We start from the raw sequence: 21,798 nt of genomic DNA on the forward strand, positions 1-21,798 counted from the left end.
CCAGTGGAGGCCCAACGAGCACGGCGGCCGCGAGAACCTGGACGCCGTGGCCTTCCTGCAGGAGATGAACGCCACCGTCTACCGCCGCTGCCCCGCCGTCGTCACCATCGCCGAGGAATCCACCGCCTGGGACGGCGTCACCCGCGCCACCGACCACAGGGGGCCCAGCGGCCTCGGCGGTCTGGGGTTCGGCCTGAAATGGAACATGGGCTGGATGCACGATTCCCTGGTCTATGCCTCCAAGGACCCGGTGCACCGCAAGTACCACCACAATGAGATGACGTTCTCGATGGTGTACGCCTACAGCGAGAACTACATCCTGCCGATCTCCCATGACGAGGTGGTCCACGGAAAGCAGTCCTTGGTGTCGAAGATGCCGGGCGACTGGTGGCAGCGGTGCGCCAACCACCGTGCCTATCTGGGCTTCATGTGGGCCCACCCCGGCAAAAAGCTTCTGTTCATGGGGCAGGAGTTCGCCCAGGGCGGGGAATGGTCGCACGAACACGGACCTGACTGGTGGCTGCTGGACCCGGCGTACGGGGCGGAGGCCGACCACCGGGGCGTGCGTGACCTGGTCCGTGACCTCAACTCGGGCTATCGCCACACGCCGGCGCTGTGGCAGCGCGACACCGAGCCGTCCGGCTTCCAGTGGGTGGTGGGCGACGCCGCCGACGACAACGTGTTCGCGTTCCTGCGCTACGACGCCGAGGGCACACCACTGCTGGCCGTCTCCCACTTCTCCCCGGTCGTGCGCCACGACTACCGCCTGGATGTCCCCGGTGAGGTCCCGGCCTGGTACGAGGTGCTCAACACCGACCTGGCCAGGTACGGCGGCAGCGACGTCCACAACCCCGACCCGGTCCTGTCCGAGCCCGGGTCCGGCGGCCGGATCCGTCTCACTCTCCCCCCGCTGGCCACCGTGTGGCTGCGCCCCGTCCCCGGGCCGGGCGCCGAGCGTTCCGTGCGGCGGCCTCCGGGACGTTGATCCGCCACGGATCATCCCTGGCTATGCCGATTCGCCAATTTCCCGGAGAATTCCCGGAACGCAATTCCCGCGACAGTCGCCCGGTGTCACCAGCGGGAATCGAGAGAACGCCCTGAGTGACTCGCCGGGTGAATTGTTTGGCGTAGTGGAATTCGGGAATGGCTCTTACTAGTGCTTCGGACAGGAGGCACGTCCGTGGGAGCTGGCCCACCAGACCCCGGGTGTGTTTCCCGTGTGCCTGTGAGTGCGCCCTCCCAACGGTGACTGTCCAATCAGCCCCTTGAGGGAGTTGAAGAGCACCATGCGCATCACGGTCAAAGCGAAGCAGCACCCGCACGACGACGCCCCCGATACCACCGAGGCCTTCGTACGGCTTCGCGGTCTGTCCGGCGGCCCCGAATGGCACGAGCTTCGTGACGAGATCGTCGAGTCATGGCTCCCCATGGCCGAACGCATAGCCCGCCGCTACCGCGGCCGGGGCGAATCCGTCGAGGATCTCTGCCAGGTCGCGGCACTGGGCCTGGTCAAGGCGGTCGACCGCTACGACCCGGCACGCGGGTACGCCTTCGAAAGCTATGCGATCCCGACCATCACCGGTGAGATCAAGCGGCACTTCCGCGACCACATGTGGGTCCTGCACGTACCCCGCCGCGTCCAGGATCTGCGCAACCGGGTACGGGTCGCGGCCAAGGAGCTCTCGCAGGAGACTCCGGGGCGCGGCCCGACCATCGCCGAGATCGCCGAGCACGCACACCTCAGCGAGGATGACGTGCGGATCGGCCTGGAGGCCATGGACAGCTTCACCGCGCTGTCCCTGGACGCCGAGGTGGCCGGCAGCGACGACGGGTACGCGCTGGGCGACGCACTCGGCGAGTCCGACTCCGGCTACGACCTGATCGTCGACCGCGAGGCGGTCAAACCGTGTCTGGAGTCGCTGCCCGAGCGCGAGCGCACCATCCTGTACCTGCGCTACTTCCGCGGTATGACCCAGAGCCGCATAGCGGACCAGCTCGGCATCTCCCAGATGCACGTCTCACGTCTGCTCAGCGGCTGCTGCGCACGGGTGCGCGAGGAGGCACTGGCCGACACCGCCTGATGTCCCGGTCCGTCCTGCCGGCCCCCCTCGTCCGCGGGGTCGGCCGGCATCCGGCCGCCCGGCCGCTCATCGACCGGACGGCCGTTTGCGGTGGGCTCACTGCCGAACCCTCCCGGGAACGGTTTGGCCAGTGCGCCGACCCTTTCCGGACTATCCGCGAGAGGGTATTCGAAACACACTTCAGGCCGGCTGACTCACTATGGGCGACGGGAGGAGCACCCCAGAGCCATGAACGAAGGGACCTGCGTGGTGTGAGAAGGCGTCACTGCGGCGGCGGGTCCTCGGGAAGCCGGGTGGGACCGTAGCGGTCGAGTGTCTCCTCCAGGAGGACGCGCACATGATCCGGCAGATCCCCGTCGCGTCCCCAGATGACTATCATCTCCGCGATGTTGCGCAGCTTGATGTTCGCGTGCTGGGAGACCTCCCGCAGCACCTGCCACCCCTCGTCCGGGGTGACATGCCCCAGGGCGACGAGCATGCCGATCGCCTGATCCACGACCGCGTGGGAGCTCACGGCCTCCTTGAGCTGGCCGACCTCCTCCTCCAGCTGGAAGATCCGCTCCGAGTCCGGGCCGGTGGCGTCGGGCCCCTCATGCTCCGGACGGGCTTTCGAGGTCATCGTCCCCTCCGGGTCGGGTGGCGTGCGGCGATGTCGGGCTTCCTTCCCATGGTCACCATACGGCGATGTGTGTGCGAGCCGGGAAGGGGTACTGCGGGACCCGGCACCGGAGCCCCGGAGGTGAAGGTATGAGCCGTTCCGACGACTGGCCGAGCGCCTTTGACGCCACTCCGTTCCTGCCGCGTGACGGCGGCCTGGAGGCGTACCGGCGCGCCGCGGCCGGCTGCCATGGCTGCCCCTTGTACGAGAACGCCACCCAGACCGTCTTCGGCAAGGGAGAGGTCTCCGCCCGGGTCGTGCTGGTCGGAGAGCAGCCCGGAGACCAGGAGGACCGCGCCGGGGAACCCTTCGTGGGCCCGGCCGGCCGCCTCCTCGACAAGGCGCTGGCGGAGGCCGGTGTCGACCGGGACACGGCGTACGTCACCAACGCGGTCAAGCACTTCAAGTTCACCGTCGCCGCACGCGGCAAGCGCCGCATCCACAAGGCGCCCGGTCTGCGCGAGATCTCCGCCTGCCGGCCCTGGCTGCGCGCCGAACTGGACCTGGTCCGCCCCGAGGTGGTGGTGGTCCTCGGCGCGACCGCGGGCAAGGCGCTGCTGGGCGGCTCCTTCCGGGTGACCAAGGACCGGGGGAGTCTGCTGCCGATGCCCGGCACCGACGAGGAGCAGTACGTCGTCGCGACCGTGCACCCCTCGGCGATCCTGCGCGCCGACGACCGGGAGGCCGCCTACGCGGGTCTGGTGTCCGACCTCAAGGTGGTGGCACGAGCGCTGAACGGCAACGCGTAGGGGGCCGGAGCGGCGGTCCGGCAGGCGGCACCTCGGACGGGTCAGCACAACGAGCGTCCCCGCTCCAAGGGCCGGTGCAATGGACGGGTGACCGCGCCCCCGGACGACTGCCTCGCCCGCAACGAATGGATCTGCGGGGAGTATCTGCGCACGCGCCGTCACATCCTGCTGGACGCGGTGCTCCAGCATCTGCAGCTGACCGCCCTGTCCGTGTCCATCGGCCTGCTTGTGGCCGTACCGCTGGCCGTGCTGGCGCGGCGCTGGGGCTGGGCGGCGGGTCCGGTCCTCGCCGCCACCACGATCCTCTACACGATCCCGTCACTGGCGATGTTCTCGCTGCTGCTGCCGCTGTACGGGCTGTCGGCGGGGCTGGTCGTCGCCGGCCTCGTCCTCTACTCGCTCACCGTGCTGATCCGCAACCTCCTCGCCGGTCTGCGCGCCGTCCCCGAGGACACCCGGCAGGCCGCGCTCGGCATGGGGTACGGACCGATCCGGCTGCTTCTCACCGTCGAGCTGCCGCTCGCCCTGCCCGCCGCCATGGCCGGGCTCCGCATCGCCACCGTCTCGGCGGTCTCGCTGGTCACGGTCGGGGCCATCGTCGGCTTCGGCGGGCTCGGGAACCTGATCTACGCGGGGATGAACACGTACTTCAGGGCGCAGGTGCTGACCGCGTCCGTGCTCTGCGTGGTGATCGCGGTGGTGGCCGATCTGCTGCTGCTCGCCGTGCAGTGGCTGATCACGCCCTGGGCCAGGGCGAGACCTGGATGAGGACTCTCGGCGACACCTGGGGCTGGCTCACCGATCCGGCCCACTGGACCGGCGACGAGGGCATCTGGCACCGGCTGGTGCAGCACCTCGTCCTGACCGCCGTCTGTCTGGCCGCCAGCTGTGTGATCGCGCTGCCGGCGGCGCTCGTCCTGGGACATCTCGGCAAGGGCGGCGCGCTCGCCGTCAACCTCTCCAACATCGGTCGCGCGGTGCCCACCTTCGCCGTGCTGGTGCTGCTGCTGCTCACCCCGGTCGGCACCTGGAGCGAGGGTCCGACCGTCGTCGCCCTGGTCCTGTTCGCCGTGCCGCCGCTGCTCACCAACGCCTATGTCGGAGTGCGCGAAGTCGACCGCGACGTGGTGCGGGCGGCGCGCGGGATGGGAATGACCGGCCCGCAGACGCTGCTCCGGGTGGAGCTGCCGCTTTCCCTGCCGATGCTCCTGAACGGGGTGCGGATCGCCGCGGTGCAGCTCGTCGCCACGGCCACGATCGCCGCGCTGGCGGGCGGTGGCGGGCTCGGCCGGATCATCACCGCCGGTTTCAATCTGGCCAGTACGCCGCAGGTCGTCGCCGGGGCCTTCCTGGTGGCCGGTTTCGCGCTGATCATCGAAGGAGTCTTCGAGGCCGTCGAGCGGCTGGCACCGCGCTGGACCCGAGGCTCGCCGTGAGACGGTACGCGGCGCTGGCGAGCGTGCTGCTGGTCGCCGCCTGTAGCACGGGCCCCTCGCTGGAGACCCGCGGCCGGGTCACCGCGCCGCCCGGTGACAGCAGGCATCTGAGCGTCGGCTCGGCCGGATTCACCGAGAGCGATCTGCTCGCCCATATGTACGCACTGCTGCTGAACCAGGCCGGATACAAGACGTCCATGCTGACCGTCGCCAACCGCGAACTGTACGAACCGGCCCTGGAGTCGGGGCAGATCGATGTCGTCCCGGAGTACGCGGCCACCTTCGCCGACTGGCTGGGCGCCAGGACCAACGGCGCCGGGGCGGCCCCCGCCGGCTCACCCGACCTCGCCGCCACGATGGCCGCCCTGCGGAAACTGACCGCTCCCCGCGGGCTCGTGGTGCTCGATCCAGGCCGGGCGGTCGACCAGAACGCCTTCGCGGTGACGCGGGCCTACGCCCGCGAACACAACCTGAGGACACTGAGCGACCTCGGCCGGTCGGGCTTCCCGGTCCGGCTCGCGGCCGGCGACGAATGCGTGCGCCGGCCGTACTGCGAACCCGGCCTGAAGACGGTGTACGGCATCGACATCACCGGCGTCGATCCCAAGGGCGTCGGCACCACCCAGGCCAAACGTGCCGTGCAGAGCGGGCAGGACCAGATGGTGCTGACCACGACGACGGACGCGACCCTCGACGAGTTCGGGCTCGTCCTGCTCGCCGACGACAAGCACCTGCAGAACGCGGACTACGTCGTCCCGGTCGTCAACCGCTCCCGCGCGGGAGGCGAACGCGTCGCCAAGGCCCTCGGCGCTCTCAACTCCGTCCTCACCACGCAGGACCTGGCGACGTTGAACCGGCAGGTGGACAGCCGGCGGCGACTGCCCGAGGACGTGGCGCGCAGGTACCTCGAGGACCGGGGCCTGCTGAAGTGACGGTGCGGGCGGCGAAAGCGCAGGCAGTGAAGCGGTCATGAGAACGGAAAGGTGTTCCCATCGGGCGGCAGGGCGGCCGCCGCGGCGCGGTAGAAAAGGCCTATGCCGCAGCGCGAGACCCGGTCGGGGGCCATGGACGACGTCGACGCGGTCACCCGGGCGGTCCTGGCCGCGTCCCGGCTTCTGGTCGCGGTCTCGGCACGTTCCCTCGCCGAGGTCGAGGAGCGGGTCACCCTGCCGCAGTTCCGCATGCTGGTCGTGCTGGCCACCCGGGGTGCCACCAAGCTGGTCGGGTTGGCCGACCTGCTTCAGGTGGCGCCCTCCACGGCGATGCGCATGGTCGACCGGCTCATCGCGGCCGGGCTGGCCGACCGTCAGACCAATCCGGACAACCGCCGCGAGACGCTGCTGCGGCTCACCGAGGAGGGGCGGAACACCGTCGTCGACGTCACCGCCCGCCGCCGTGCCGAGGTCGCCGCGATCGTCGAACGGCTCACCCCCAGCCAGCGGGAGGCGCTCGTCGAGGCCCTGGCCGCCTTCAACGAGGCGGGGGGAGAACCGCCGGCCCTCGAGGCGGAGGATCCGGAGCCGTATCCGCTCGGCTGGGTGGTGGCCGCCGGGTAGCCGCGGTACCGCCTCCGGCTCACCGGTACCGGCTCCGGCAGCCGCGGATCAGCCGACCGTCGGACTGGGCGCGGGGGAGGCGGTGTTGATGTTCAGGTCGGGGCGGGGAGTGAGCACGACCATCGGGGCGCCCGGCTGCGGCGGCGGCGGAGTGAGCTGGTCCTTGGGCAGCTTCGGCGGGGTGGTCTCCTGGAAGAGGACCTGGTCGAAGTTGATCGTGCCGGTCTTCTCCAGCACGGTGATGTGGTCGAGCACGGTGTCGTTGGCCAGGTCGGCGAGCTGGCGCACGAGCGTGTTCTTGGTGGTGGCGCGGATCTTGGCGATGGCCGGGAAGATCTGCCCATGGGTGACGCGCATGATGTTGGCGGCGGTGATGTCGAACTGCTTGCCGGACTCGGCGTCCGAGGTCGCCACGAACTGCTGCTGCTGCGGAGTGGCCTGGTTGGGCAGGGTGATGCCCAGCTCGGGGGCGATCTTGCGGCACATCGCGTCGAGTCCGGCGTGCCCGACGATCAGGTGCTTGCCGGCTTCCCGCATCTCGGGAGTGGAGCCCTTCTTCAGCGCGATCTCGCCCAGCGGGTACTCCCACAGCCCGGCGGAACGCACCTTGACCACGAAGTCGCGGTCCGCCTCGGTGAGCGGCCCGTAGCGGGTGTTGGCGATGACGCGGTCCGGGGAACTGGACGTGGTCTGGACGCCGATCATCGCGGGGTAGGCGAGGGCTGTGAGGGTCAGGCCCAGTGCGCCGGCCACGAAGACGGTTCCTGCCAAGTTGCGGGAAATGGGCATGCTCTCTCCAGAGGCGAACGGCTCGTACGCCAGGAGGTACGGACGGGCCGGGCGGATCCATCATTGCCCTGTGCAAAAAATTGCACGCTCGTGTGTGTCATGCGTCACAGGGAGTGTGGAGTGGCGGGCACGTGCCCGACTGACGCCCCCGAGCCGCAACCGGCCGCCTCGCGCCGGCTACGCGTCCGCCACCGAGTCGAACGGCACCTGCCCCCTTGGCACGCCCCGCGCCTCCGCGTCCACGGAGCGCCGCAGTGCCTCGTGGAGCTTGGCCGGGGTCAGGACGCCCAGGAAGTGTGCTCCGTCCAGCACCGCCACCCATCCGGCGTCGTGCTGGAGCATGACCCCGAGGGCCTGCTTCAGTGAAGTACCCACGGGGACCCAGGAGTTCATCCGGTGGGCGTGGTCACGCACCAGGCCGCCCGTGCCGAGTTCGCCGGCCCCGGCCCAGCCGTGCAGATCGCCGTCCGCGTCGAGGACGACCGCCCAGCGCGCGCCCTGCGCGTGCAGCCTCGCCGCAGCCCGCTCGGCGTGCTCGTCCAGCCGGGCGACCGGCGGCTGCTCCAGATCGCCCGGCTCGATCTCCGTCACCGAAAGCCGCTTCAGTCCCCGGTCGGCGCCCACGAATCCGGCGACGTACGGTGTCGCGGGCCTGCCCAGCACCGCCCCCGGCGTGTCGAACTGCTCGATCCGCCCCTGCCCGTACACCGCGATCCGGTCGCCGAGCCGCACCGCCTCCTCGATGTCGTGTGTCACCAGCAGCACCGTCTTGCGCACGGCCGCCTGCATCCGCAGGAACTCGTCCTGCAGTTGCTCCCGCACCACCGGGTCGACCGCACCGAACGGCTCGTCCATCAGCAGGACCGGCGGATCGGCGGCCAGCGCCCGTGCCACGCCCACCCGTTGACGCTGGCCGCCCGACAACTGGTCGGGGTAGCGCGGCCCGTACGTCTTGGGGTCCAGGCCCACGAGGTCCAGCAGTTCCTCGGCGCGCGCCCGGGCCCGCCCCTTCTTCCAGCCGATCAGGGACGGCACGGTGGCCGCGTTGTCCAGCACGGTCCGGTGCGGGAACAGGCCCACCTGCTGGATCACATAGCCGATCCGGCGGCGCAGGCGCACCGGGTCGACGGCCGCGATGTCCTCGCCGCCCAGGAAGATCCGGCCGGACGTGGGCTCGACGAGCCGGTTGACCATCATGATCGTGGTCGTCTTGCCGCAGCCGGACGGTCCCACCAGCGTGACGAGCTCGCCCTCCGCGACCTCGAAGGACAGCTTCTCCACGGCCGTCGTACCGTCCGGATAGCGCTTGGCGACCTCCTCGAACCGGATCATTCCCTCACGCTAAGGGCGCCGGTCACTCCTCGCTCACCAGCACCACCTCAAGGGTGCGTGGACCGTGCACCCCCTCGACCCGGTCCAGTTCGATGTCGCTCGTCGCGGACGGCCCGGAGATCCAGGTCAGCGGGCGTGTCGGGTCGAGCCGCCGCAGAGCCTCGGGCACGGACGACACCACCTGCCCGGGAACGCGGACGACACAGATGTGATGGTCGGGGACGAGCGTGATCCGGCGGCGGCCCTGATCCGGGCCGCCGTCCAGCACGATGGTGCCGGTCTCGGCGATCGCCACCGTGCAGCCGGTCACCACGCTGTCGACGCGGTCCAGGTCGCGCGGCGTGTCGTCCGCGCGGTCGGGGACCTGCTCGACGCCGCTCAGGCTCAGCCAGTTCGACGGCAGCCCCGGCGGGACCAGCACGGTCCGGGCGCCGTGTGCGGAGAGCAGTCCTTCCAGGACCGACGGCAGCCCGGGAGCGTCGGCCCGGTGCACGAGCGCCCGGTAGTCCGCGAGGTTCTCGGCGAGCAGATCCACTGTCCGCGCCACGGAACGCTCGCCGTGCCGCGACAGATAACTGCGGGAAACGGTCTGCTCGTACGGCGTGTCGTCCGGGGTGACGTCGGCGAGCGCGCGCCGTACCCGGCCCAGGATCAGATCCCTGCTGCTCACTTCGTGTCCTTTCCGCCGTGTGTGCGCTGCCACCAGTCGCGGAAGGGTTCCGTGGGCACGGCCGGCAGGTCCCGGCTCGCGGTCCACGCCCTGCCCGGGCCCGGCAGCGTCCGCGGATGGAAGCGGCGCGAGCGCGACGCGAGGCGCTGGCCGGTGCGCAGGGCGCCGGGGTGGGTGAAGGCCCAGCGGGCTGCGCGCATCGCGGCCCGCTCGGCGGCGTGTCCCTTGGCCGGTTTCAGGACCACCTTGTTGCCGGCCTGCGTCACGCTGCCGCCTTCCACGACCCGCTCCCGTAGATGGACCAGCACTTCGGGGATGTCGATGGCGACGGGGCATACCTCGTAGCAGGCTCCGCACAGTGAGGACGCGTACGGTAGTGAGGCGTCGATGTCGCTGTGCACTCCGCGGAGTTGGGGGCTGAGGATGGCGCCGATCGGGCCGGGGTAGACCGAGCCGTAGGCATGTCCGCCGGCCCGCTCGTAGACCGGGCAGACGTTCAGGCAGGCCGAGCAGCGGATGCAGCGCAGTGCCTGGCGGCCGACCTCGTCGGCGAGGGTGTCGGTGCGGCCGTTGTCGAGCAGGACGAGGTGGAAGGTGTGCGGGCCGTCGCCTCCTGTGGTGCCGGTCCACGTGCTGGTGTAGGGGTTCATGCGCTCGGCCGTGGAGGAGCGGGGCAGGGTCTGCAGGAACACCTCCAGGTCCCGCCAGGTCGGCACGAGCTTCTCGATGCCGACCACCGAGATCAGTGTCTCCGGCAGGGTGAGGCACATCCGGCCGTTGCCCTCGGACTCGACCACCACCAGCGTGCCGGTCTCGGCGACCATGAAGTTCGCGCCGGAGACGCCGACCTTGGCGCGCAGGAACTTCTCGCGCAGGTGGAGGCGGGCCGCTTCGGCGAGTTCGGCCGGGGTGTCGGTCAGTGCTTCGGGGGCCGGGCGGCCCCACTGGCCCATCTGGCTGCGGAAGATGTCGCGGATCTCGCCGCGGTTGCGGTGGATGGCGGGGACGAGGATGTGCGAGGGCCGGTCCTTGCCCAACTGCACGATGAGCTCGGCGAGATCGGTCTCGTAGGCGCGGATGCCCTCCGCCTCCAGCGCCTCGTTCAGCCCGATCTCCTGGGTGGCCATCGACTTGACCTTGACGACCTCCGACTGCCCCGTGGCCTTGACCAGTTCGGTGACGATCCGGTTGGCCTCGTCCGCGTCCGCGGCCCAGTGGACGGTGCCGCCCGCGGCGGTCACCGCCTCCTCCAACTGCACCAGGTAGCGGTCCAGATGCCGCAGGGTGTGGTCCTTGATCTGCCGGCCCGCCTCCCGCAGCGCCGCCCAGTCGGACACCTCCGCGACCGCCTTGGCCCGTTTGGCCCGGATGGTGTGCGTGGCGTGCCGCAGATTCCCGCGCAGCGTCTTGTTGCCCACCGCCTCGTGCGCGGCCTTCGGGAAGGCCGGCATCCCCAGATACGTCCCGCTCACAGGGCCGGCTCCTCTTCCGTGCTGGCCAGGATCTCCGCGATGTGCACCGGCCGCATCTCCGTGCCGAGCCGGGTCATGGTCCCGCCGATGTGCATCAGACAGGAGTTGTCGGCGGCGCACAGCACCTCGGCACCCGTCGACTCCGCGTTGCGCACCTTGTCGACACCCATCGCCGCCGAGACATCGGAGTTCTTCACCGCGAAGGTGCCACCGAACCCGCAGCACTCCTCGGCCCCCGGCAACTCCACCAACTCCAGTCCCTTGACGGCCTGGAGCAGCCGACGCGGCCGCTCGCCCAGCCCCAGGCTCCGCAGCCCGTGACAGGTCGGGTGGTACGTCACCCGATGCGGGTAGAACGCGCCGACGTCCGTCACGCCCAGCACGTCCACCAGGAACTCCGTCAGCTCGTACGTCTTCGGGACCACCGGCGCCAGCGTGGCCGCCAGCCTGTCGCCCCGCCCCTCCGCCCGCGCCCGCTCACCGAGACGCGGATACAACTCCCGCACCATCGCCCCGCACGACCCGGACGGGGTCACGATGGCTTCATACTCCCGGAAGACATCGGAGAACTTCACCGCGAGCGGCTCGGCCTCATGCCGGTAGCCCGTGTTGTAGTGGGCCTGACCGCAGCACGTCTGCGCCATCGGGAAATCGACGTCGACGCCCAGCCTGGTCAGGAGCTTCACCACGGCACGACCGGTGTCCGGATAGAGCGTGTCGTTGACACAGGTCAGGAACAGAGCGACACGCATCGCGGCTCCTAGTGATCGGTCATCGGATCAGTGCAGCGTAATCCGCGGAGGCGGCCTCGGGGAGTCCCCGGCTCACGACAGGGTGAGCCGGACCTCGCCGTCCACCACGATCATTACCAGGGGAGTGGGCCCTCGACGTCGAAATAGCCCCCCGTGGGGCCGTCCGGACCCACCTGTGCCATTCGGACGATGATCTCGGCGCCCTGCTCGACGGTCTGGATGCCGGTGTGGTGGTTCAGGTCCGTGGCGGTGTAACCGGGCTCCACCGCGTTGATCCGCATGCCAGGGAACGCCTTCGCGTACTGCACCGTGATCATGTTGACCGCGGCCTTCGACGCCGGATAGGCGACACCCGGGTAGGCGTACGTCGGCGTGCCCTCGGCGCTGACCCGGGTCAGCGAGGCCAGCCCGCTGCTCACGTTGACCACGACCGGGGCCGCGGAGCGCTGGAGCAGCGGCAGGAACGCCTGGGTGACGCGCACCAGGCCGAAGACGTTCGTGTCGAACAGCGTCCGCATCGCGTCGGCGGTCAGGTCCGCGGCTCCTGGCACGCCACCGTCCGGTGTCCGCGCTTCGATACCGGCGTTGTTGACCAGCACGTCCAGCCCGCCTTCGGCCTCGATCGACTTCGCCGCGGCCGCGACGGACGCGTCGTCGGTGATGTCGAGGACGACCAGGCGCGCGCCGAGTCGTTCGGCGGCCAGGCGCCCGCGTTCGGCGTCCCGGCTGCCTATGTAGACCGAGTGGCCCGCCTCGAGCAGTCGGCGGGCGGTCTCGAATCCGAGACCCTTGTTCGCTCCGGTGATCAGTGTTGTCGTCATGTCTCAAGAGTCCGACCGCGGAGTGCGGTCAGCCAGGGACCCTGCCTTCCTGGGACTGCCGGTACCAGGATGCTTCGCGGCCGGCGGTGCACACTGGTGGGCATGACGACGGCGGAGTTCGGCAGGGCGGTGCGCCGCTGGCGTGACCGGGTCCCGCCGGAGGCGGCCGGGCTGCCCGCGGGAGAGCGCCGCCGCGCGCCCGGACTGCGCCGTGAGGAGCTGGCCCAACTGGCCGGGATCTCCGTCGACTACGTCACCCGACTCGAACAGGGTCGCGCCTCCCATCCGTCGGCGCAGGTCGTCGAGGCGCTGGCCAGGGCCCTGCGGCTGTCGGGAACCGAGAGCGCACACCTGTTCCGGCTGGCCGGTCTGGCACCGCCGGGTCCGGACACGGTACCCACACACATCACGCCGAGCGTGCAGCGGTTGCTGGACAGACTGACCGGGACGCCCGTGGCGGTCTCCGACGCCTCCTGGACGCTGCTCATGGCCAACCCACCGTACGCGGCCCTGATGGGCGATCCGTCCCGGTGGCGCGGCAACGAACGAAACGCCGTGTGGCGTCACCTGGTGGGCCAGGGCAACACCCGTGTCCGGCACACCCCCGAGTCCCGGCGCGCGTTCGAGGCCGCACTGGTCGCCGACCTGCGGTCGGCCGCCCACCGCTATCCGGCCGATCGGCGGCTGCGGCGGCTGGTTGCCGAACTTCGGGCCGGCAGCGACCGGTTCGCCGAGCTGTGGGACTCCGGCACCGTCGGCCGCCACGAGGCCGCGCGCAAGACCATCGATCATCCCCAGGTGGGCACCCTGACACTGGACTGCGACGTGCTCACAGTGGCGGGCTCCGACCTGCACATCATGATCTACACGGCCGATCCCGGCACCGAGGACGCCGAACGCCTCGCCCTTCTCACGGTGCTCGGCACCCAGGAGCTCGTCGGGTGACCGTGCCCGCTTGAGGTGAGGCCCGGCGCGCGTGCGCCTTCGAGGTTCCTCAGCCGCCCTCCTCCTCGTCGTCGCCTTCGTGCTCCGGCGGCTCCGGGCGATGGCCGCCCCCGGGGTCGATCCTCTCGACCATGTCGGCGAGCTGTCTGCAGGCCTGCTCGATCTCCCTCTGCGTCTGGTTGCGTTCCGTCACGGCCGCCCCGATCAGCAGCGCGGTCAGCGCGGCAGAGCCGTTGAACGCCTGCAGAGTGATCATGTTGGTGAGCAGGTCATGGTTTGCGAACGGTCCTGTGGCCCGGGCAGCGGCCACGATCGCGAAGGCCGACACGGCAAGGGCACAGGGTGCGGCTCCGGCCCGCTGGAAACGGAAGGCCGCCCAGATCAGCACCGGGAAACCGAGGAACAGCAGCGGAGTGTGGGAGGCCTGGAGGATTCCGGTGCAGACGGTCGCCACCACGAGCAGTGACCCTTCCAGGGAGCGGGAGGCCGGCACGTTCTTCGGCAGGTGTGCCGAGCGGAGCACGAGCAGCACCGGGGCGACGACCAGGACGCCCATCGCGTCACCGGTCCACCAGACCGACCACGTGGGCCAGAACTCACCGGAAGACAGCACCCCGGCGAGGAGCAGGGCGCCGGCGCCCACCGTCGGGCTGATGAGCATCCCGACGAAGGCACCGAGGAAGACCAGGGCGAGCGCATCCCGCAGACGGTCCATCGCCGTATGGAACCCCGCACGGCGAAGGAGCAGGTACGAGCAGATGGGTGCGAGCGTGTTCCCCGACACGATCGCGAGGACGGCGGGGAGCGACGGACCGAGCGAGATGTTGATCAGGAACGCGCCGAGTGCGATGCCCGGCCAGACCCGCAGGCCCAGGATGAGCAGGCCGGCCAGGGCGATCCCGGTCGGCGGCCACAGCGGTGTGACCTGGCCGCGCACGAGCTGCTGGAGGAGCCCCAACTTGCCGGAGGCGTAGTACAGCGCGGCGACGGCGCAGATCTCCAACGTGGCCACACCGGCCCGCCGCAGCCGTTCACGCCGTGCGACAGCATCGGGAGGTCTCTCCATCGGCATCGCCCCGTAGTCCATGGTCCTTCGGTCCGGCCGGATCCACCACGCCAGCGCCGGTCCGCGGCTCGGCGGGTCTGCGGGGAACCGCCGCGATCCGGGTGGGCGGTGGGCCCGTCCCCGGGGACTTTCCGGTCCCCGGACCCGCTCAGAGCGTGCCTCAGGCCCGCGGTGTACGCAGGGCGAGGATGGCCATGTCGTCGTGGCCGTCGCTGGGGTGGTTGTCCGCGAGGGCCATGACGAAGTCCTCCAGGGACAGGGCGGCGTGGTCGGCGGCGAGCGCGGCGAGCTCGTCCAGGCTCTCGTCGATGGGGTGGCCGGGGTGTTCGATGAGCCCGTCGGTGAAGAAGACGACCGTGGTGTCCGGAGGGAGCAGACGGGTGTGGTTGGGGCGGGACTGCTCGAGGTCGACCCCGAGTGGCAGTCCGGGCTCCGCGAACAGGTATTCCACCCGCTGGTCCGGGCTCATCAGCAGCGGCGGGACGTGGCCCGCCGTGCTCCAGTGCAGCCGCCAGGCCGGGCCCTCGGGTTCGATACGGGCCAGACTCGTGGTGGTGACCGGATTGTCGGTGATCGCCTGCATGGTGCGGTCGAGCTGGGCGAGGACCGAGCCGGGCGGATTGCCGCGCTCGAACAGCAGGGCGCGCAGCATGTTGCGGGTGCAGGCCATGGCCGCGGCGGCGTGCAGATCATGGCCGACCACGTCGCCGATGACGATCGCCACCACGTTGTCCGGCAGCAGCACGGCGTCGTACCAGTCGCCACCGAGACGGCTGGGCTCCGCGGCGGGCCGGTAGATGGCGGCGGCGGTGAAAGGCCGCAGATCGGGCAGGGTCGGCAGCAGAAGGCGCTGGAACTGTTCGGATGCGTTGCGTATCCGTTCGAACAGGCGGACGTTGTCGATCGCGATGCCGGCGGCGCTGGCCAGGGCCACCAGGACGTGCTCGTCGTGGACGTCGAAGGACCGCCCGTCGTGCCGCTCGGAGAGGAGGAGATCGCCGTAGATATGACCGCGGGTGCGGACGGCGACCCCGAGCAGGGTGCGCAGTGGCGGGTGTCCCGGGGGGAATCCGGCCGAGGCCGGGTGGGCCGAGATGTCGTCGACCCGCAGGGGTTCGGGGTGGCGGATCAGATACCCGAGGACACCTCGCCCGAGAGGGAGGCCGACCGCGTCCAGGTCCGCGCGTTCGCGCTCGGACAGACCGACGGCGATGAACTGATCCACGTGCTCGCCGGACTCGTCGAGCACTGCCAACGCCCCGTAGCGGGCGCCCACCAGGTCCATGGCGGTGCTCACGATGCGGTGCAGCACCGCGGGCAGCTCCACCTCGCGGCTGATGGACACCACCGCGTTGAGCAGGCCCTCCAGCCGGTCCACGGCGGCGAGCAGGGCGCGCAACTGCTCGTCGATCCGGCCCAGCTCGTCACGCAGACGCATCCGCAGCGCGGGAAGGCTCGGCTGCTTCGGTTCCCTCGCCCCTTTGTCCCCTGCCATCACGAGCGCCTGTCTGCCCGCCGGCCGCGACGGATCCGCTCGTACAGCCACTCACGCGAGCCGTACATCCCGGCCTCCTGACCCGACCGTGATCACCAACACCATCGCGTGACACGCTTTGACACCCCGGACCGCCGATTACTCCGGAAGCGGCATGCCATGGTGCCCCGCCTTCCGGCCGGGGTCCGTGGGGGACGGACCCGGCCTGTGCGTCGTTCCGAGTCGGCGAAGCGCGGGCGCTCCGGCCGGCCTGTCGTCCGCCGACCCGCTCAGCGTCGATCTTTTCCGTCCGTCGAAACGACGGTACGCGGCGAGCGGATCGGCGGCGAGTTCCCGTTCGTCGCGGACGCCGATGAGGGGCGGTCGCGCGTCGGTACCGCAGACCTTCATGAGTACGGCGTCCGCGTCGAGGGTGCTCCCGGACCGCTGTGCCTCGGCCGGGGCGCCGCGGGCGGTGAGGGACCGCGCGCCTCGGGCCCCGCGGGGCGTGAACGCGGCCCGCAGGGCCCGAGGGCGGCTCCCGCACGCTCGGGTGGGCAAAACCGGCTGAGCAGCCGGTCAGTAGAGGTTTCTTGATCCCCGGCTCACGGCACCACAGGATCGTGTGCTGAACTGGGACGCGGCCTGGAAATCCGTCCGTCCCCGGGAGCACTGTTGAGCCTCAGTTACCGCCAGCCCGGCGTCGTCCTGACCGATCGCCGTTTCACCGTGCCCCTCGATCATGACGATCCCGGAGGCGAGACGATCGAGCTGTACGCGCGAGAGGTCGTCGCCGCGGACAAGGCGGACGCCGGTATGCCCTGGCTCGTCTACCTCGAAGGGGGCCCCGGCTTCGGGGCGAATCGTTTCATCGGACAGCAGGCATGGCTCGGCCGGGCCCTCGAGGAGTACCGCGTCCTCCTGCTCGACCAGCGCGGCACCGGCGCTTCCACGCCCGCCAACCGCCAGACGCTCCCGCTGCGCGGCGGCCCCCGCGAACAGGCCGACTACCTTGCTCACTTCCGCGCGGACTCCATCGTCCGCGACTGCGAGGCGATCCGCCCGCAGGTCACCGGTGGCGACCCGTGGACGGTCCTCGGCCAGAGCTTCGGCGGTTTCTGCGCCGTGAACTACCTCTCGACCGCCCCGGAGGGACTGCGCGCGGCCTTGATCACCGGCGGACTGCCCTCCCTCGACGCGCACGCCGACGACGTCTACCGGGCCGCGTACCCGCGTATCGAAAGCAAGGTCGCGGCGCACTACGCCCGCTACCCACAGGACGTGGAACGCGCCCGCCGCATCGCGGAGTACGTGCTCCAGCACGAGCCCGTCCTCAACGGTGGCTACAAGCTCACCGTGGAGGCCTTCCAGTCCCTCGGCATCCTCCTCGGCGGCGGCGAGGGCACCCACCGCCTGCACTTTCTTCTGGAGGGCGCCTTCGTCAGGACCGCTCAGGGCTTCGAACTCTCGGACGCCTTCCAGGAGCAGGTGCAGGGCCTGCTCTCGTACGCGGGGCACCCGCTGTACGCACTGGTCCACGAGGCGACCTACGGCCAGGACGAGCGGCCCACCGGCTGGTCCGCGGAGCGGATGCGCGGTCATTTCCCGCAGTTCGACGCCGCGAAGGCGCTGGCGGGCGACGGCCCGGTCCTGTTCACGGGCGAGTCCGTGCACCCGTGGACGTTCGAGACCGACCCGGCGCTGCGCCCGCTGCGCGAGACCGCCGACCTGCTGGCCGAGCGCACCGACTGGACGCCCCTGTACGACGCCGCCCGCCTCGCCGCCAACGAGGTGCCGGTGGCCGCGGCGATCTACCACGACGACATGTACGTCGACGCAGCGCACTCCTTGCAGACGGCCCGTACGGTCCGTGGTCTGCGCACCTGGGTCACAAACGAGTTCGAACACGACGGCGTCCGCGTGAGCGGCCCCCGCGTCCTGGACCGTCTGCTGGCGCTGGCGCGGGACGAGGTCTGACGGAGGACCGGGCCGGTTGATCCGGGGCGGTGCCCTGGTCACCGCACTGATCCCTGGCAGCGCCGCCCCTCCACTCCGGCCGACGGGCGGCGGCACTAGTCTGCGGCCATGACGGGGCCGCGGAAGGACCGACTCGCACCCATGCCCGAGGACTGGCGGCGAGCCCTCGCCGTCGTCGCCCATCCGGACGACCTCGAGTACGGCTGCGCGGCGGCGATCGCCGGATGGGCTGACGGCGGCCGGGAGATCGCGTACCTCCTCGCGACCCGCGGCGAGGCGGGCATCGACTCGCTCGAGCCCGCCGTGTGCGGACCGTTGCGTGAGCGGGAGCAGCGGGCGAGCGCCGCGGCGGTCGGGGTGTCGACCGTGGAGTTCCTCGACCACCGTGACGGGGTCGTCGAGTACGGCGTCGCGCTGCGCCGGGACATCGCGGCCGCGATCCGGCGGCACCGCCCCGAGCTGGTCCTCACCCTGAACCACCGTGACACCTGGTTCGGGACGGCCTGGAACACGCCGGACCATGTGGCCGTCGGACGGGCCACGCTCGACGCGGCGGCCGACGCCGGCAACCGGTGGATCTTCCCGGAGCTCGCGGAGCGGGGCCTCGAGCCCTGGAACGGCGTCCGCTGGGTCGCCGTCGCCAGTTCCGCGACGCCGACCCACGCCGTGCGGGCGGCGCCGGGCCTGGAGCGAGCGGTGCGCTCGCTGCTGGAACACAGCACGTACCTGGAGGCGTTGACACAGGAGGACCCGGAGACATACCCACGGTCGTTCCTGACCTCCCATGCCGAGGCCGCGGGCGAGCGGTTCGGCGGCGAACCGGCCGTTGCGTTCGAGCTTTTCGGCCGCTAGCCGGTCAGGTTCCGAGGGAGTGCCGGAGCCGTGCTTCGATCGTCTTCTGCGCCCATGCCGACGGCATTTCGAAACGGGGATCGATGGACGACAAGGAACTGCTGGCCGAGCGCTTCCAGACACATCGCGGGCATCTCAGGGCCGTGGCCTACCGGATGCTCGGCTCGCTGAGCGAGGCCGACGACGCCGTACAGGAGACGTGGCTGAGGCTGAGCCGCTCCGATGTGAGCCAGGTGACCAACCTCGCCGGCTGGCTCACCACGGTCGTGGGCCGGATCTGCCTCGACATGCTGCGCTCCCGCACCGCGCGCCGTGAGGAACCCATGGCGGACGCCTTCGTCCCCGACCCCGTCGTCACCCCGCTGGAGCGTGTGGATCCCGAAGGGGAGATGCTGCTCGCCGACTCGGTCGGGCTGGCCCTCCTCGTGGTGCTGGAGACACTGGAGCCTGCCGAGCGCCTCGCCTTCGTGCTGCACGACATGTTCGCCGTGCCCTTCGACGACATCGCTCCGATCGTGGGGCGCACATCGGTTGCTACCCGGCAGCTCGCCAGCCGCGCCCGCCGACGGGTGCAGGGCGCGGAGCCCGTGTCCGATCCTGACCTCGGTCGGCAGCGCGAGGCGGTGGAGGCGTTCCTCGCGGCCTCGCGCGCCGGCGACTTCGACGCCCTGGTCGCCGTCCTCGACCCCGAGGTGGTGCTGCGGGCGGACTCCGGCCCGCTGGTGCGCGGTGCGGCCGCCTCCAAGGTGGTGCGCGGCGCGGCCACCGTCGCCAAGGGGGCGCTCATGTTCCGGCGGTACTCCCGGTACGCGCGGCTCGCCCTGGTCAACGGCGCCGTCGGCGTCGTCACGGCGCCCGAGGGCCGGCCGGTGTCGGTCATGGGCGTCACCGTCGTGAACGGCAGGATCACGGGCATCTATATCCTGTCGGACCCCGAGCGGCTGGGGCGGCTCGGCCTCACTGCGACGGGGTCATGACCCTGGGTCAGACTCCCGTCCTCGCCGTCGTGCGAAACGGGGCCACGGTCTGGCCGTCGGGCAGCAGTTCGCCGGTGTCGTCGAAGACGATGGTGCCGTTGCACAGCAGGTTCCTTCTCTGCTCGGGGTGGGCGGAGACGACCACGGCGGTGTCGTGGTCGGACCGGTCGGCCGATGGGCACGGAGGCAGGTGCGTGCACATGACGTCCCTCCAGGGTCGTACGACGTGTACCTCCGTGGTAGCGGAGTTTGTTGTCGTACGGATGAGTGGACCGCCACGGGCAGGAGACTCCACGGTGAGCCTTCCCTCAGGGCGGGGGCCGGCCGGGCTCAGGAGTGCATGCCTCCCGGCGGCGCCGGCAGTCTGCGCTCGAGGTCCCGCAGGTCCTTGCCGATGGAGGAGCGGACCTGCCTCGCCATGATGGGCGCGGCCAGACGGTAGTGGCGACCGGCCTTGCCCCGGACCCGGATACGAGCCAGTGTGCCCTGCGGGTGGGCGGCGAAGGTGTACGTGACGTGCATGGGCATCGGGCCCGCCACGGACACCATGTCGAGCAGTTCCGGTGGGTCGTACGCCGCGACGCGGAGCACGTAGTCGATGCGCTTGCCGAGGAAGTACGCGGTGCGGGTGACCTCGGCGCCGACGCCGAAGCCGCCTGCGTCCGCCTCGTGGGTGAGCTCCGCCGTGCGGATGCCCTGGGTCCACTCGGGATCGTTGCGCCAGTCCATGGCGTACGCGGCCACTTCCCCGGGTGGCAGCCGGATCACGCGTTCCGCCGTCTCGTCGATCGTCATACCGGTTCCGATGCCTTGTCGTCGGGGGTCCTCTCCGTGATCAGTTGTGCCACTCAGGGTTCCTCCCGCTGGCGGCGAGCGCACGCTGGAAGGCGCGGGCGCCGGCGGACTCCGGCACGGGCGGTGCGTAGCCGCCGGTGGAGCGGGCCTGTTCGGCGATCTGCTCGACGACACCGAGGGTGGCCCGTGCGGTGTCCTCGCCGAGCGTGAACGGCCGGCCGGTGGCGCGGGCCAGGTCCCAGCCGTGCAGGGCGAGTTCCTGCAGGGTGATGGCGGCCGCGAAGCCTGCGGGCATCTCTCCCGGACCGAACTCGCAGACTCCCTCGTACGCCGCGGGGTCGGCCCATGCCGCCGCCGCCAGTACGGCCGACTCGGCGACGAGCGCCGGCATCGCCGTGGAGACGTCCTCGTCCGGGACCAGCGGCTCCTTGCGGGCGGCCCGCGCGGACGACATGAGTGTCCCGCCGAGGTGGTCGAGAAGTTCGGCGACGGTGAACTTCTCGCACGGGGTGGGGTCGTCGAGCTGCTCGGTGCCGATGCCGGCGGCCATGGCCGCGACGGCGTCGGCGCATTCCTTGATGGCGGGGTACAGCGTGCTGTGCTGGGACATGGTGTTCCTCCTCGGGTGTGCCGGTGGTTCCGGCGGGGGTCGGTGCGGGGCCGGGCAGGTGACGCGCAGTCGGGTCAGCCGGCGAAGAAGGGCGCGGGCTCGCCCGTCTCGGCGTAGGCCTTGAGCTGGACGAACTTCGTCGCCCAGCCGTATGTGAAGTCCCGGTAGGCGTCGTCGACCGCGGGGAATCCGCTGTGCGTGAAGCGCAGGGTGACACCGCCCTCGGTGCGCGGCAGGACCTCGTACGTCTGGACGGTGCCGGTCCAGGGGCCGTTCTCACCGGTCAGGACGAGCTGCTTGGCGGGTTCCGCCTGCGTCACCCGCAGCCGCCACGGCTCCGGCACGCCCGGGAAGCGCAGTTCGTGCACACCGCCCACGGCCTCGTCGGCGGTGGCGGTCGTGGTGAACCAGCCGCGGATCCCCTCGGTCGTGGAGATCGCCGTATACACGGCCTCCGGGTCGGCCTCGATGTGCAACTGCATGGCGATGTCGGCCATGGCACGCGCTCCTTACTCCCGTCGATGCGTTTGCTTTAGCTGACACTAAAATGACACGGCACTCGATTGCAAGCTGTAGTGGTGGCTAAAATGATGTCCGTGGATGCGGTACGGGCGGTCGCTGAACCCAGACGGCGCGAGATCCTTCGCCTGGTCTGGGACGCCGAGCTGTCCGCGGGCGAGATCGCCGAGCGGTTCGACGTCACCTTCGGGGCGGTCTCGCAGCACCTCAAGGTATGCTCACCCGCCAGGAGTCCACCTGGCTCTGGGTCGACACCGCCGCGGCCGT

General features: G+C 70.7%; 25 protein-coding genes. 12 read left to right on the plus strand and 13 right to left on the minus strand.

The window, feature by feature from the left end; translation table 11 throughout:
* A partial coding sequence (locus ABZ904_RS45215; RefSeq protein ID WP_361829967.1) for an alpha amylase C-terminal domain-containing protein occupies positions 1 to 985 on the plus strand: 985 nt, incomplete at its 5' end.
* Positions 986 to 1,286: 301 nt separating this feature from the next.
* Complete coding sequence (locus ABZ904_RS45220; RefSeq protein WP_359408511.1) at positions 1,287 to 2,081, plus strand: RNA polymerase sigma factor SigF; 795 nt, start codon at positions 1,287 to 1,289, stop codon at positions 2,079 to 2,081.
* A gap of 262 nt (positions 2,082 to 2,343) precedes the next feature.
* Here the strand turns inward: ABZ904_RS45220 and ABZ904_RS45225 are convergent, their stop codons facing one another.
* The gene (locus ABZ904_RS45225) at positions 2,344 to 2,700 is read right to left on the minus strand and encodes an ANTAR domain-containing protein (protein WP_359408499.1); all 357 of its coding nucleotides are present in this window, start codon (positions 2,698 to 2,700) and stop codon (positions 2,344 to 2,346) included.
* A gap of 128 nt (positions 2,701 to 2,828) precedes the next feature.
* On the opposite strand from ABZ904_RS45225, the gene ABZ904_RS45230 reads away from it, so the two are divergent.
* The 5 genes from ABZ904_RS45230 (at position 2,829) to ABZ904_RS45250 (ending at position 6,480) form a co-directional block, all read left to right on the plus strand.
* Positions 2,829 to 3,488 (plus strand): UdgX family uracil-DNA binding protein, encoded by a 660-nt coding sequence (locus ABZ904_RS45230; protein ID WP_361002509.1) that lies wholly within the window; start codon positions 2,829 to 2,831, stop codon positions 3,486 to 3,488.
* A gap of 87 nt (positions 3,489 to 3,575) precedes the next feature.
* Entirely contained in the window at positions 3,576 to 4,256 is a 681-nt protein-coding gene (locus ABZ904_RS45235) for an ABC transporter permease (RefSeq protein WP_361002506.1), read from the plus strand.
* Positions 4,253 to 4,924 (plus strand): ABC transporter permease, encoded by a 672-nt coding sequence (locus tag ABZ904_RS45240; RefSeq protein ID WP_359408508.1) that lies wholly within the window; start codon positions 4,253 to 4,255, stop codon positions 4,922 to 4,924. Before ABZ904_RS45235 ends, ABZ904_RS45240 begins: the two co-directional genes overlap by 4 nt.
* The gene (locus tag ABZ904_RS45245; protein ID WP_361002503.1) at positions 4,921 to 5,856 is read left to right on the plus strand and encodes an ABC transporter substrate-binding protein; all 936 of its coding nucleotides are present in this window, start codon (positions 4,921 to 4,923) and stop codon (positions 5,854 to 5,856) included. Before ABZ904_RS45240 ends, ABZ904_RS45245 begins: the two co-directional genes overlap by 4 nt.
* 102 nt (positions 5,857 to 5,958) lie before the next feature.
* Positions 5,959 to 6,480: a MarR family transcriptional regulator gene (locus tag ABZ904_RS45250; protein WP_361002500.1), complete on the plus strand. Its 522-nt coding sequence runs from the start codon at positions 5,959 to 5,961 to the stop codon at positions 6,478 to 6,480.
* A 48-nt stretch (positions 6,481 to 6,528) separates the two neighbouring features.
* Here ABZ904_RS45250 and ABZ904_RS45255 read toward each other — a convergent pair whose 3' ends face one another.
* The 6 genes from ABZ904_RS45255 to ABZ904_RS45280 all read right to left on the minus strand — a co-directional run bounded on the left by ABZ904_RS45255 (position 6,529) and on the right by ABZ904_RS45280 (position 12,316).
* Positions 6,529 to 7,269 carry a DUF4142 domain-containing protein gene (locus ABZ904_RS45255; RefSeq protein ID WP_359408484.1) on the minus strand — a complete coding sequence of 247 codons (741 nt, stop codon included), beginning with the start codon at positions 7,267 to 7,269 and terminating at the stop codon, positions 6,529 to 6,531.
* 177 nt (positions 7,270 to 7,446) lie between these two features.
* Positions 7,447 to 8,601, minus strand: a complete 1,155-nt coding sequence (locus ABZ904_RS45260) for a betaine/proline/choline family ABC transporter ATP-binding protein (RefSeq protein ID WP_359408481.1) — start codon at positions 8,599 to 8,601, stop codon at positions 7,447 to 7,449.
* 22 nt (positions 8,602 to 8,623) lie between these two features.
* A complete protein-coding gene (locus ABZ904_RS45265) occupies positions 8,624 to 9,271 on the minus strand; it encodes an LUD domain-containing protein (protein WP_361002495.1) in 648 nt (215 codons plus the stop codon).
* Positions 9,268 to 10,743: a LutB/LldF family L-lactate oxidation iron-sulfur protein gene (locus tag ABZ904_RS45270; RefSeq protein WP_361829971.1), complete on the minus strand. Its 1,476-nt coding sequence runs from the start codon at positions 10,741 to 10,743 to the stop codon at positions 9,268 to 9,270. Before ABZ904_RS45270 ends, ABZ904_RS45265 begins: the two co-directional genes overlap by 4 nt.
* The gene (locus tag ABZ904_RS45275) at positions 10,740 to 11,495 is read right to left on the minus strand and encodes a (Fe-S)-binding protein (protein ID WP_359408472.1); all 756 of its coding nucleotides are present in this window, start codon (positions 11,493 to 11,495) and stop codon (positions 10,740 to 10,742) included. Before ABZ904_RS45275 ends, ABZ904_RS45270 begins: the two co-directional genes overlap by 4 nt.
* Positions 11,496 to 11,608: 113 nt before the next feature.
* Positions 11,609 to 12,316, minus strand: coding sequence for an SDR family NAD(P)-dependent oxidoreductase (locus ABZ904_RS45280; RefSeq protein ID WP_361829973.1), 708 nt, complete (start codon positions 12,314 to 12,316; stop codon positions 11,609 to 11,611).
* A gap of 102 nt (positions 12,317 to 12,418) precedes the next feature.
* On the opposite strand from ABZ904_RS45280, the gene ABZ904_RS45285 reads away from it, so the two are divergent.
* A complete protein-coding gene (locus tag ABZ904_RS45285) occupies positions 12,419 to 13,261 on the plus strand; it encodes a helix-turn-helix transcriptional regulator (protein WP_361829975.1) in 843 nt (280 codons plus the stop codon).
* Positions 13,262 to 13,310: 49 nt separating this feature from the next.
* On the opposite strand, the gene ABZ904_RS45290 is transcribed toward ABZ904_RS45285, so the two are convergent.
* A complete protein-coding gene (locus ABZ904_RS45290) occupies positions 13,311 to 14,348 on the minus strand; it encodes an MASE1 domain-containing protein (protein ID WP_361829977.1) in 1,038 nt (345 codons plus the stop codon).
* Between the two features lie 139 nt (positions 14,349 to 14,487).
* A complete protein-coding gene (locus ABZ904_RS45295; RefSeq protein WP_359408460.1) occupies positions 14,488 to 15,822 on the minus strand; it encodes a SpoIIE family protein phosphatase in 1,335 nt (444 codons plus the stop codon).
* Positions 15,823 to 16,476: 654 nt separating this feature from the next.
* On the opposite strand from ABZ904_RS45295, the gene ABZ904_RS45300 reads away from it, so the two are divergent.
* The 3 genes from ABZ904_RS45300 (at position 16,477) to sigJ (ending at position 19,607) form a co-directional block, all read left to right on the plus strand.
* Positions 16,477 to 17,778 (plus strand): alpha/beta fold hydrolase, encoded by a 1,302-nt coding sequence (locus ABZ904_RS45300; protein ID WP_359408457.1) that lies wholly within the window; start codon positions 16,477 to 16,479, stop codon positions 17,776 to 17,778.
* Positions 17,779 to 17,886: 108 nt separating this feature from the next.
* On the plus strand, positions 17,887 to 18,630 hold the full coding sequence (locus ABZ904_RS45305; RefSeq protein WP_361002478.1) for a PIG-L deacetylase family protein: 744 nt from the start codon (positions 17,887 to 17,889) through the stop codon (positions 18,628 to 18,630).
* Between the two features lie 83 nt (positions 18,631 to 18,713).
* Positions 18,714 to 19,607 carry an RNA polymerase sigma factor SigJ gene (gene sigJ, locus ABZ904_RS45310; protein ID WP_361829980.1) on the plus strand — a complete coding sequence of 298 codons (894 nt, stop codon included), beginning with the start codon at positions 18,714 to 18,716 and terminating at the stop codon, positions 19,605 to 19,607.
* Positions 19,608 to 19,614: 7 nt separating this feature from the next.
* Here the strand turns inward: sigJ and ABZ904_RS45315 are convergent, their stop codons facing one another.
* The 4 genes from ABZ904_RS45315 to ABZ904_RS45330 all read right to left on the minus strand — a co-directional run bounded on the left by ABZ904_RS45315 (position 19,615) and on the right by ABZ904_RS45330 (position 21,509).
* The gene (locus tag ABZ904_RS45315) at positions 19,615 to 19,809 is read right to left on the minus strand and encodes a DUF5999 family protein (protein ID WP_361829982.1); all 195 of its coding nucleotides are present in this window, start codon (positions 19,807 to 19,809) and stop codon (positions 19,615 to 19,617) included.
* Positions 19,810 to 19,937: 128 nt separating this feature from the next.
* On the minus strand, positions 19,938 to 20,402 hold the full coding sequence (locus ABZ904_RS45320) for an SRPBCC family protein (RefSeq protein WP_359408367.1): 465 nt from the start codon (positions 20,400 to 20,402) through the stop codon (positions 19,938 to 19,940).
* A 40-nt stretch (positions 20,403 to 20,442) separates the two neighbouring features.
* On the minus strand, positions 20,443 to 21,012 hold the full coding sequence (locus ABZ904_RS45325) for a TIGR03086 family metal-binding protein (protein WP_359408364.1): 570 nt from the start codon (positions 21,010 to 21,012) through the stop codon (positions 20,443 to 20,445).
* 74 nt (positions 21,013 to 21,086) lie between these two features.
* Positions 21,087 to 21,509 carry an SRPBCC domain-containing protein gene (locus ABZ904_RS45330; RefSeq protein ID WP_359408361.1) on the minus strand — a complete coding sequence of 141 codons (423 nt, stop codon included), beginning with the start codon at positions 21,507 to 21,509 and terminating at the stop codon, positions 21,087 to 21,089.
* A gap of 99 nt (positions 21,510 to 21,608) precedes the next feature.
* On the opposite strand from ABZ904_RS45330, the gene ABZ904_RS45335 reads away from it, so the two are divergent.
* The coding region (locus tag ABZ904_RS45335) for an ArsR family transcriptional regulator (RefSeq protein ID WP_361829985.1) at positions 21,609 to 21,798 on the plus strand (190 nt) is incomplete at its 3' end.

Source organism: Streptomyces sp. NPDC046900 (assembly GCF_040644975.1).
Lineage (GTDB): Bacteria > Actinomycetota > Actinomycetes > Streptomycetales > Streptomycetaceae > Streptomyces.